General features: G+C 73.5%; 10 protein-coding genes and 1 pseudogene. 6 read left to right on the top strand and 5 right to left on the bottom strand.

Annotated elements, in window-relative coordinates:
* Window positions 1-155: pseudogene (locus ACFV0Q_RS31985) on the bottom strand (RdlA protein); the annotation flags it as partial.
* Between the two features lie 284 nt (window positions 156-439).
* Here ACFV0Q_RS31985 and ACFV0Q_RS31980 point away from each other — a divergent pair.
* Together ACFV0Q_RS31980 and ACFV0Q_RS31975 are read left to right on the top strand one after the other, a co-directional pair.
* Complete coding sequence (locus ACFV0Q_RS31980; RefSeq protein ID WP_385010083.1) at window positions 440-907, top strand: hypothetical protein; 468 nt, start codon at window positions 440-442, stop codon at window positions 905-907.
* A gap of 160 nt (window positions 908-1,067) precedes the next feature.
* On the top strand, window positions 1,068-1,310 hold the full coding sequence (locus tag ACFV0Q_RS31975) for a chaplin (protein WP_385010081.1): 243 nt from the start codon (window positions 1,068-1,070) through the stop codon (window positions 1,308-1,310).
* 79 nt (window positions 1,311-1,389) lie between these two features.
* On the opposite strand, the gene ACFV0Q_RS31970 is transcribed toward ACFV0Q_RS31975, so the two are convergent.
* The 4 genes from ACFV0Q_RS31970 to ACFV0Q_RS31955 form a co-directional block, all read right to left on the bottom strand.
* Entirely contained in the window at window positions 1,390-1,734 is a 345-nt protein-coding gene (locus tag ACFV0Q_RS31970; RefSeq protein ID WP_385010080.1) for a hypothetical protein, read from the bottom strand.
* A gap of 181 nt (window positions 1,735-1,915) precedes the next feature.
* Window positions 1,916-3,133 (bottom strand): chaplin, encoded by a 1,218-nt coding sequence (locus ACFV0Q_RS31965; RefSeq protein WP_385010078.1) that lies wholly within the window; start codon window positions 3,131-3,133, stop codon window positions 1,916-1,918.
* Window positions 3,134-3,254: 121 nt separating this feature from the next.
* Window positions 3,255-3,488, bottom strand: a complete 234-nt coding sequence (locus ACFV0Q_RS31960; RefSeq protein ID WP_385010076.1) for a chaplin — start codon at window positions 3,486-3,488, stop codon at window positions 3,255-3,257.
* Between the two features lie 233 nt (window positions 3,489-3,721).
* Window positions 3,722-4,132, bottom strand: a complete 411-nt coding sequence (locus ACFV0Q_RS31955; RefSeq protein ID WP_030238838.1) for a rodlin — start codon at window positions 4,130-4,132, stop codon at window positions 3,722-3,724.
* Window positions 4,133-4,508: 376 nt separating this feature from the next.
* On the opposite strand from ACFV0Q_RS31955, the gene ACFV0Q_RS31950 reads away from it, so the two are divergent.
* The 4 genes from ACFV0Q_RS31950 to ACFV0Q_RS31935 all read left to right on the top strand — a co-directional run bounded on the left by ACFV0Q_RS31950 (window position 4,509) and on the right by ACFV0Q_RS31935 (window position 9,836).
* Window positions 4,509-5,624, top strand: a complete 1,116-nt coding sequence (locus tag ACFV0Q_RS31950; protein WP_385010074.1) for a DUF3344 domain-containing protein — start codon at window positions 4,509-4,511, stop codon at window positions 5,622-5,624.
* Between the two features lie 142 nt (window positions 5,625-5,766).
* Window positions 5,767-6,912: a glycosyltransferase family 4 protein gene (locus tag ACFV0Q_RS31945; RefSeq protein WP_385010072.1), complete on the top strand. Its 1,146-nt coding sequence runs from the start codon at window positions 5,767-5,769 to the stop codon at window positions 6,910-6,912.
* Between the two features lie 2 nt (window positions 6,913-6,914).
* A complete protein-coding gene (locus ACFV0Q_RS31940; RefSeq protein WP_385010085.1) occupies window positions 6,915-8,447 on the top strand; it encodes an exopolysaccharide biosynthesis polyprenyl glycosylphosphotransferase in 1,533 nt (510 codons plus the stop codon).
* Between the two features lie 3 nt (window positions 8,448-8,450).
* Entirely contained in the window at window positions 8,451-9,836 is a 1,386-nt protein-coding gene (locus tag ACFV0Q_RS31935; protein WP_385010071.1) for an O-antigen ligase family protein, read from the top strand.
* Window positions 9,837-9,878: the final 42 nt, after the last annotated feature.

Genomic DNA, 9,878 nt, shown 5'->3' with positions numbered 1-9,878 from the left:
GTCTTCTGGTTGCCGTAGATCTGCTGGGCACCGTTGCCGTTGACGGTGTTGATCCCGTTGTCGTTGCCGATGGCCATGGCCGGGGTCGCGATGGCGGCGCCCGCGCCGACGGCAACGGCGGAGACCGCGGCGGCGGTCATGATCTTCTTCAGCATCATCGATCCTTCTGTGTCGCACGAGTGCCCACGGGTGGAGCGCGCTGATCAACCGGCCCGCGGGGGGCTTGGTTCCGCTGCTTCACTCAAACGGCCCGTTCGTGCGCCGCTTTTCCCCGGCGAGGGTGAGGCCGCCCCGGACGCGTGCGCGAAGCCCGTACGCAGCCCCTGGGGGCCGCGCGGGCGTCCACGTTCCTGTTGCGCTCCGTAGAAGGTGTTCGCACGGTGGGTAAGGAGGCGGATCGCTCGGGTCCGCTTTCGTGCGACCACAGAAGGAAACCCCCATGCACCGCACCAAGCCGTCCCGCTTCCGCGTCCTCGTCCCGTCGGCCCTCGCGGTCGTCATACTGTCCGGCGCGGCCGCCCCCGCGGTCGCTGTGGACGCCGCCGGTGCCGGCGGCGCCGTCACGGAAAAGGCGGCAGCCGTGCAGCAGCAGGTGGAGAAGATCGAGGCGCGCGCCGCGGCGGGTCCGATCGAGGACCTCCTCGCCGGTCTCACCAAGACGCTGGACGACCTCCTCAAGACCATCACGGGCCTGCTGCCCGCAGGGGTGACCCTGCCGGACATCAAGCTGCCGACGCTGCCCGCCATCCCGGCCATCCCCGGCCTGCCGGACATCAAGCTGCCGCCGATCGAGCTCCCCAAGCTCCCCGTCACCGTTCCGGCGGTGCCGGCGACACCGGCGGTGCCGCCGACGGACGGCCTGGTCCCGGCCCTCCCCTCGATCCCCGAGATCCCCATCCGCGGCTAGTGGGCGGCACGGCAGCGACGGGAACGGGCCGGATGGTTACGACTATTGGGCTGAACAGGTCTGATCCGGCCCCGAACCGTGTCGTCCGGGACGATGGACCGTTTCGCTCGGTGTGAGCCCCGGCATCGGGGCAGGACATCGAAGAGAAGGTGCACTTCCCATGAACTCTGCTGCCAAGAAGGCCGCCGTGGCCCTGGCCTCCGCTGGTCTCGCCGTGGCCGGTGCCGCGGGCGCCGCCTCCGCCGACGCTGGTGCCGAGGGCGCGGCCGTGGGTTCCCCGGGTGTCCTCTCGGGCAACCTGGTCCAGGTCCCGGTCCACATCCCCGTCAACGTCTGCGGCAACTCCGTGGACGTCATCGGCCTGCTGAACCCGGCGTTCGGCAACGTCTGCGTCAACGACTGACGTACGTCGCATTCGCCACCACGTGACTGTGGGCGCCCCGGCCTCGCCGGTGGCGCCCACAGTCACGTCCGGGGCCGGTTCACTGGCCGCCGTTGAGCTTCACACCGCCGAGCAGCGGGGACGCCTGGGTGGCGCCGTTCGCCAGGCCCAGCAGCTCGCCGGGGACGTTGTTGCGGACCTTGTTGACGTTCTGGACGGCGCCGAAGGCCTGGTCGAGGGTCTGGCCCTGCTCGGCCAGCGCGTTGCCCGCCGTCTGGGGAAGCGACTCGGTGACGGGACCCGCGGCGTCCAGTACCTCGGTCAGTCCGCCCGTCGCGCTCATGGGAGGCATCGCGGCCGGGGCGTCGGCGGCCATGGCGGGGGCCGCGGCACCGAGGGCGGCGACGGAGCCGACGACGACAGCGGCGACCTTGGAGAGCTTCATTATCGAAATCCTCATTCTTTTCGAGGGCGGAGGCGTCAGCGGCGACCGTGGCGCCGCTTTCGACCTGCGTAACGATTCCCGGCCGCTACGGAAACGCGCACGGGGGTGCGCACGGCAACGGCCGGAGAATCCGACAAGGGATTCTCCGGCCGATATTTCTTCCGATTACCGGTATTCCCGGTCAGGCGATACGGGACCTCCGGTACAGAATCGCGCCGCCGAGGACCAGGGCCGTGGCGAGGGCCGCCGCGGCACCGGCCGGGCCCGCTCCGGTCGCGGCCAGCTCCGGTGCCGTCGCGACGGCGGGAACCGGGGCCGGCAGGGTCACCGGGGCGGGGAGGGTCGTCACCGGGGGAGCCGCCGCGGGGACGGGGGCCGGGGCCTCGGGAGCCGGGGGCAGATGCACCGGGAGGTCGCCGGCGGGGGCGGCCGGGGGCTGGTCGGCCGGCGGGGCGGCTTCCGGTACGGGGACGGGCGCCGGGCGCTCCACCGGCTGGCTGCCGTGCGGCGGCCGGGGAGCGGGGGCCTCCTCTTCCGCGGCGGGGGGCGCGGGGACGGGAGCGGGGAGGGTGTGGGGCTGCTCCTCCGGCTGCTCCTCGGGCTGAGGGGCCTCCTGGACCGGGGGCGGGACGGGCGCCGGGAGCGGCTGGGGCTCGGGCAGCGGGGCGGGGGCCTCCGCCGCCGGGGCGGGCTGCGGCACGGGGGCCGGTGCCGGGGCCGGTGCGGGCGCCGGGTGGTCCGCCGCCGGGACCGGCTGGGGTGCCGGGTGCGGCTTGGGGTGGGGCTTCGGGTGGTGCGGTGCGGGGGCCGGGGGCGCCGGATGCGGCGCGGGGTGCTCGGCGTGGGGCGCGGGCTGCGGGGGGTGGTCGTCGCACTCCTCCTCGCCCTGCGGGCCCCGGTCGTCCTCCCCGGAACCGCCGTAGCCGCCCCGGTCCTCGTGCCGCTCCCGCTCCGGGCGCGGCGCCGCGTGCTTGGGGGCGTGCCCGCGCTGCTCCTCGTAACGCGGTGCCTCCTCCTGGCGCTGCGCGGGCAGCGCGTGCCGGCCGCCCTGGCGCTGCTCGCGCTCGTCGAGGTAGCGCTCGAGGGCCTCGGCGTGCTCGGGGCTCAGGTAGCGCTCGTAGTCGTGGTCGACGTCGGAGCCGGTCGTGTTGACGCAGGTGTTCCCCATCGCGGGGTTGAGCGCGGCACCCCCGTCCACGCTGTTGCCGCACACGTTGGGCGCGAAGGTGATCGGTACCGAGACGCTGTTGCCGGACAGCACGCCCGGCGAATGCGAAGCCTCGGACATCGCCCCGGGGTGCGCGTAGGCCGCGCCGGCCGCGATCGACAGCAGGCTCGAGGCGGCTGCCGCCGTGAGCACCCCCTTGCCCAGTACCTGTCGGCTCAGTACCTGTCGCATGGGTCCTTCCCTGTCTACCGGCGCGTGGGCCGGTGCTGAATCGAAGGTGGCCCCGGAGTGCACCGCCGTGCACTCCGAGGCCACCCCGAGGAGGTCTGCCCTTGCGGGCGCAGGCGCTGCGTCAGGCGTTGACGCAGGTGTTGCCGAACGCGGGGTTCAGCAGCGCGATCACGTTGACGGTGTTGCCGCAGACGTTCACCGGGACGTGCACCGGGACCTGGACCAGGTTGCCGGACAGGACGCCGGGGGAGCCCACGGCCTTGCCTTCGGCGCCGGCGTCGGCCATGGCGGGGGCGGCGGCACCGGCGGCCATCAGGATGCCGGCAGTCAGGACGACTGCCTTCTTGTAGGTCATTTGATTTCAATCCTTCCCGCAGAGGTGTATCCGCTGCATACATAACAACGAGCGGCTCAGGGAAAAGAAACCAAGGGTTTCCGTGGGGTGTCGGCCAATTCACTCAGATGCTCCTGGCCGGGCCCTCCAGGTAATTCCGGCCATGGTTTATCGGGCCGGAATTGCGCGGCTCCACATGCGGCGAGGCCGCCGCGACCCGAAGGTGCGGCGGCCTCGCTGGCGCGGGGCGCGGATCAGCTGCCGGCGGAGGCGTTGCCGGAGAGGACCGGGATGTTGTCCAGGATGTGCGAGAGGGCCTCGTCGCCCTTGGCCTGGGTGGAGTTCTCGGTGCACTGCTGGTTCTGCGGGCTGGACAGGACCGGGATGTCCTGGACGCCGACGTTGACGAGGGCGAGGACCGACTGCACGTTGGCCTTGGCCGGCAGGGCGATGCAGGGCTTGTTGAAGGAGCCCTGGATCAGCGCCATCTGCGGGCTCATGTTGCCGTACGTGGCCTGGTTGCCGTAGATCTGCGCGGAGTTGTTGCCGTTGACGGTGTTGATGCCGTTGTCGTTCCCGATGGCCATCGCCTGCGGGGCCATGGCGGCACCGAGACCCACGACGGAGGCGGCAACCGCTGCGCCAGCCACAAACTTCTTGATCATTATCATCCCTTTTTTGCAGGATTGCCCGGTACTGGAGCACCCGGATCAACGGCCCGGCCCGGCCCCGGGTTGCGTGACTTCACTCGGATGCCGCCGTTTCGGACGGCAGGGTTGACGCTCAGGCGTTCACACGGGTGCGGCCGAACGGGGGGTTCGGCGGGGCGGTCGGGTCCGCGGGGACGCCGGCGGACTCCGCGGGCATCTCCGTTTTCCCTTTCGGTTCGAACGATGGTGCAAGCGATAACGACCCGCCCGCTTCAAGGGTGCGTGTCATCGCCCAAAAGGCCGTACGAGCGAGTCCGGCGTGATTTCCAGCCTGATTTCTGACAAAGTGCACTCCTGTTTTGTCCCCTTGATCGAAAATGGAGACAGGGTCATGGGTTCCTCCCGCAGAATCCTCGGCACACTCGGTCTGCTGTCCTGCCTCACGCTTTCCGCACACGTCCCCGCGGCGGGTGCCGCGGCCCCCGTCGCGGCCCCCGCCGCGGTGCGCGAATCACCCCGGGTTCCGTTCACCCAGCGCTACCAGGCCGTCCAGCGCGGCGGGCTGGTCCGGGCCTCGAACTCCTCCATCGGCTGCCGCTCGGCCGCCTCCCCGCAGGCCGAGCCCTGCCCCGAGGTGAACAAGGGCGCGGCCGGGGTCAACGGCGACTTCGAGATGTTCTACGACGAGGTCGACAAGGACCCCGACACCTACAACTCCACCCGGGCCGAGCTCAAGGTCCCGCAGGGCGCGAAGGTCTCGTACGCCCGGCTGTACTGGGGCGGGAACCTGCGCGTGGGGGAGCAGAAGCCGCCCGAGGACAACGGCCGCGTGCTGGTCGCCGAGCCCGGCGGCGCGTACAAGCAGGTGCTCGCCGACACGGTGGTCGGGCACCACAACGACGCGGGCAGCGACGCCTACCAGGCCTCCGCCGACGTGACCCCGCTGGTGCGCAAGGGCGGCGCCGGGATGTGGACGGTCGCCCAGCTCAACATCGCCATGGGGAACTCCGAGGTCGGTGCCTGGGGCGGCTGGACCCTCGTCGTCGCGTACGAGCACCCGCAGGAGCCGCTGCGCCGGATCTCCCTGTGGGACGGCTTCGAGTCGCTGGCCGCCGGGGCCGGGGAGGCGGCCGGGGAGACCGTGGAGATCGCCGGTCTGGACGCGCCGCCCGGTGCCTCCGGGCGGGCCGGGGTGGTGGCGTACGACGGGGACCGCGGGACCCTCGGGGACTCACTCACGGTCACGGCCGACAGCGGCCGCCGGATCAGCATCAGCGATGCCGAAAATCCTTTTAATGATGTTATGAATTCCACGATCACGGAATTCGGGCATCCCTCGTTCGTGCGACAGCCCGAACATATGAATAATCTCGGATATGACGCGGACGTGTTCGACCTGAGTCCCGCCCTGTCCGGTGGTGCCCACCACCTGAACTTCAGGTTCACGGGCGAAAGCCAGGGTCAATTCCTCGGTGTGCTCTTCGTTCAGACAGACGCGCGCCGCTGAACGCAGGAGACCACTCCACGTGCGGAAACAGTCCTCACCGGGTCCCACACCGGCCACCACCCCTTCCCCCTCCCCCTCCCCTTCCCCCTCCCCTTCCCCCTCGCCTTCGCCTTCGGAGGAGGCCTTCAGCGTCCTGCACCTCGTGCAGCCCGTCGACGGCGGAGTCGCCCGGGTCGTCACCGACCTCGTACGGGCGCAGACCGACGCCGGACTGCGCGTCCTCGTCGGCTGCCCGCACGGCGGGCGGCTCGCCGACGACGCCCGCGCCGCCGGAGCAGACGTGCTGCCCTGGCGCGCCGGGCGCTCCCCGGGCCCCGGGCTGCCCGCCGAAGTCCTCGGCGCCGCCCGGCTGATCCGCCGTGTCCGCCCCGACCTGCTGCACCTGCACAGTGCCAAGGCCGGGCTGGCCGGGCGGATCGCCGTACGGGGCTGCGTGCCGACCGTGTTCCAGCCGCACGCCTGGTCCTTCGACGCCGTCGGCGGAGCCACCGCCGCCCTCGCGCTGCGCTGGGAGCGGGCCGGAGCCCGCTGGGCCGACCGGGTGCTCTGCGTCAGCGAGTCCGAACGCCGGGCGGGGGAGTCCGAGGGCATCACCGCCCGCTGGTCGGTGATCCGCAACGGCGTCGACCTGGGCCACTTCCGGCCCGGCCACCCCGACCCGGACCGCGACCGCGCCCAGGCCCGGGCCGCACTCCCGCTGCCCGACGGATTCCGGGACGGCGCGGCCGGACCGCTCGCCGTCTGCGTCGGCCGGCTCTGCCCCCAGAAGGGCCAGGACATCCTGCTGCGCGCCTGGCCCGAGCTGCTCGCCACCGTCCCCGGCGCCCGCCTGGCCCTGGTCGGAGACGGCCCCGACACCGAACGGCTGCGCCGCGCCGCACCGCCCGGAGTGCTCTTCGCGGGGCCCGCCGCCGACATCCGACCGTGGCTTCGGGCCGCCGATCTCGTTGTACTGCCGTCGCGGTGGGAAGGCATGGCGCTCGCCCCGCTCGAAGCCATGGCCTGTGGCCGCCCGGTCCTGGTCTCCGACGTCAGCGGTGCCCGGGAAAGCCTGCCCCCCGGCCAGGGACGGGTCTGCCTCGTACCGCCGGAGGATCCGACGGCCCTGGCCAAGGCCCTGGGACGGCTGCTCGCCGCACCGCGGCTGCTCGCCGAACTCGGGGAGCAGGCCCAGCAGCACGCCCGGACCGAGTTCGACGTGCGGCGGACCACGGACGCGGTCACCGGCCTGTACCACGAACTGCTGGGCAGGCCCCGGCCCTTGAACCAGGAGCGCATCAGCCGATGACGATGGACAGCGCACCCGCCCGGCACACCGGGCAGGGCGGCACGGGGCCCGCCGGCGGCAGCGCCTTCGCGCCCGCGCCACCCGCGGAGCCCCGCCGTGCCGTGACCGCGATCCACCCCCCGCGCGGGCCCCGCGCCGACCAGGCCCGGCCCGCCGTCCGGCCGCAGCGGGTCCGCCGCCGCGACGGCGTCACCCCGCTGCTCGCCGCCGACGCCCTGGCCGCCGTCGTCACCGCGGCCACCCTGCCCGCCACGGTCCTGCCGCCGCAGGCCGTGGGCCCGTCCGTCGTGCTGCTCCTCGTCCTGCTCGCCGCCTTGCACGCGCAGGGCGGCCTCTACCGGCCCCGGCTCACCCCCTCCGCGCTGCTCGAACTGCCCGCGCTGGCCGCGCGGTCCGCCGTGCTGTGGTGCGGGGCCGCCGCCGTGCTCGGCGCCGCCAGGCCCGAGCAGGCCCTCGGCTGGAGCGCCCTTCTCGGTGCCGTCTGCCTCCAGACCGCCCTGGTCTGCGCCGGGCGCGGCACCGTCCACCGGCTCCGCCGCCGCACCGCCGTCCGCCGGCCCGTCTCCGCCCTCGTCGTCGGCCCCGGGGAGGGCGCCGGAGCGGTCGCCGCCGCGCTGCACGGGCGCCCCGAGTACGGGCTGCGGCCCGTAGGGATCGCCGACACCGCCGCCCCCGCCGACGGGGAACGCGGGCAGCTCCCCGTACTCGCCACCCACGAGGACATCCGGCGCGCCGTCATCCAGAACTCCGTCCGCGACGCCGTGTTCACCCGGCCCCCCGAGGCCGACGAACGCACCGCCTCCCTGGTCCGGCTCTTCCACGACCACGGCTGCCGGCTCTGGCTCGCCGACCCCGCCGGAACCGCCAAGGTCACCGGCATGCGGGTCACGCAGCCCGCCGACCAGCTGTGGGGGTACGCCGTACAGCCGCTGCTGCCGCGCCCCGCCCGCACCCTGGAGCGCACCGCGAAGCGGGCCATCGACTCCCTGCTCGCCGCCCTCGCCCTGCTCGCCGCCGCCCCCGTGATGGGCGCCTGCGCGCTGGCCGTACGGCTCTCCGACGGACCCGGGGTGATCTTCCGTCAGGAGCGGGTCGGCCTGTACGGGCGCCCCTTCACCCTGCTGAAGTTCCGCACCCTGCGCGCCGACGAGCACGAGTCCGCCACCCGCTGGACCGTGGCCGGCGACCGCCGGATGAGCCCCGTCGGCTCCTTCCTGCGCAAGTCCTCCCTGGACGAGCTGCCGCAGCTGTGGAACGTCGTACGGGGTGACATGAGCCTGGTCGGTCCCCGGCCGGAGCGCCCCTTCTTCGTCGCGAAGTTCAGCAGCGTCCACCCCGGATACGAGGCCCGTCACCGGATGCCCGTCGGGATCACCGGACTCGCCCAGATCAACGGGCTGCGCGGGGACACCTCCATCGAGGACCGGGCCCGCTTCGACAACCACTACATCGACACCTGGTCGCTGTGGCAGGACCTGTGGATCCTGGCGCGGACCGCGGCCTCCTTCTTCCGCTTCCGGCTGGGAGGGAGCTGACCCATGAGCCTCGCCGCGACCGGGTCCGCCCGGTTCCCCGATGCGACCGGCCGGACCGGCCCGACCGATCTGGCCGGCCTGCTGCGCCGTCACTGGCCGCTGCTGCCGCTCGCCGCGACCGTCCTGTTCCTCCTCGCCCCGCTCCCGGCGGGGGACGCGACCGCCTCCGGGAAGGTCGGGCCCGCCGACGCCGCCTCGCTGCTGCTCGCCCTCGTCTGCGGGGTGCAGGCGCTGCGGGGCCGGGTGCGGGCGCTGACCCCGCTGGGCGTGCTCGTCCTCGGGGCACCCGGGGTGGGGCTCGCGGTGGCGACGATGACCGCCGGGGACCCGCACGCCGCCCTGCCGGGCTTCGTGCGCTACCTCCAGGTCTTCGTGCTCGTCCCGGCGGCCGTGGTGCTGCTGGTGCGTGACGCCCGCGAGTTCCGGCTGGCCGCCGGGTGCTTCGTGGTGCTCGCGCTGGTACAGGGAGCGGTGGGGGTCGTGCAGTACGCGACCCACACCGGGGCCTCCTACCAGGGCGAGGACATCCGGGCCGTGGGCACCTTCGGCCCCGGCGACGTGATGGGCATGGCCACCGTCGTCGCGTACGGACTGGTCGTCGCGACCGCCGCCGCGCTCGCGCCCGGGCTCCCGGCCCGGGTCCGGCGGATCGCCGGGGGCTGCGCACTGGTCCTGGTGGTGCCGCTGGTGCTGTCCTTCAGCCGGGGTGCCTGGATCGCCACCTTCGGCGCGGCGCTGCTGGTGATGGGGATGGCCGGGATCCGGCGGGCCCTGAAGGTGCTGGCCGCGCTGGCCGCGGTGGGCGTGGTGCTGGTGGGCGGGCTCGGCGTCGGCTCCGACATGGTCGCCGAGCGGCTGACCTCGATCACCCAGGTGTCGAGCGCGCCCGACCAGTCGGTGACCGACCGCTACACGATGTGGGCCGCCGCCGAGTCGATGTGGCGGGAGCGGCCGGCGGTGGGCGTGGGGCTCAAGGGCTTCCCGGCGCACCGGGACGGGCACTCCTCGCTGGGGCTGTCCTCCGGCAGCGACACCGCCGGCGCGGGCCAGGCGTTCATCAAGCAGCCGCTGCTGTCCCCGCACAACATGTACCTCCTCGTCCTCGGCGAGCAGGGCCTGACCGGACTGCTGGCCCTGGCGGGCGGCTGGGCCGTGCTGCTCGTCGCCGGGCTGCGCCGGTACGCCGCGGACCGCTCCGCACGGGGGATCCGGGACTGCGGGCTGATCGGCCTCGGGCTGTTCATGTGGCAGCTGACCGACTTCCTCTACGCGGACATCGGGGGGCCGTCCACCGTGCTGACCGGGGTGATCATCGGATTGGCGGCCTGGTGGGCCCTGCCCTCGCCGGTCTCCGGCGGCAGGGCCCTCGACGGGCCGGGTACGCGGTGACCGATACGACTCCCTGGCGGCGGCCCGCGGCCGCGGCGACCG

The sequence above is a fragment of the Streptomyces sp. NPDC059564 genome, assembly GCF_042735575.1.
In the GTDB taxonomy this organism is placed as follows: Bacteria; Actinomycetota; Actinomycetes; order Streptomycetales; family Streptomycetaceae; genus Streptomyces.
Note: the sequence above shows the minus strand (reverse complement) of the source record. Positions and strands in the feature narration are given on the sequence as shown.

Coding starts and splice junctions, on each gene's coding strand:
- ACFV0Q_RS31935 (WP_385010071.1), top strand. CDS start 8,451: ATGAGCCTCGCCGCGACCGGGTCCGCCCGGTTCCCCGATGCGACCGGC.
- ACFV0Q_RS31980 (WP_385010083.1), top strand. CDS start 440: ATGCACCGCACCAAGCCGTCCCGCTTCCGCGTCCTCGTCCCGTCGGCC.
- ACFV0Q_RS31965 (WP_385010078.1), bottom strand. CDS start 3,133: ATGCGACAGGTACTGAGCCGACAGGTACTGGGCAAGGGGGTGCTCACG.
- ACFV0Q_RS31955 (WP_030238838.1), bottom strand. CDS start 4,132: ATGATCAAGAAGTTTGTGGCTGGCGCAGCGGTTGCCGCCTCCGTCGTG.
- ACFV0Q_RS31960 (WP_385010076.1), bottom strand. CDS start 3,488: ATGACCTACAAGAAGGCAGTCGTCCTGACTGCCGGCATCCTGATGGCC.
- ACFV0Q_RS31950 (WP_385010074.1), top strand. CDS start 4,509: ATGGGTTCCTCCCGCAGAATCCTCGGCACACTCGGTCTGCTGTCCTGC.
- ACFV0Q_RS31940 (WP_385010085.1), top strand. CDS start 6,915: ATGGACAGCGCACCCGCCCGGCACACCGGGCAGGGCGGCACGGGGCCC.
- ACFV0Q_RS31970 (WP_385010080.1), bottom strand. CDS start 1,734: ATGAAGCTCTCCAAGGTCGCCGCTGTCGTCGTCGGCTCCGTCGCCGCC.
- ACFV0Q_RS31975 (WP_385010081.1), top strand. CDS start 1,068: ATGAACTCTGCTGCCAAGAAGGCCGCCGTGGCCCTGGCCTCCGCTGGT.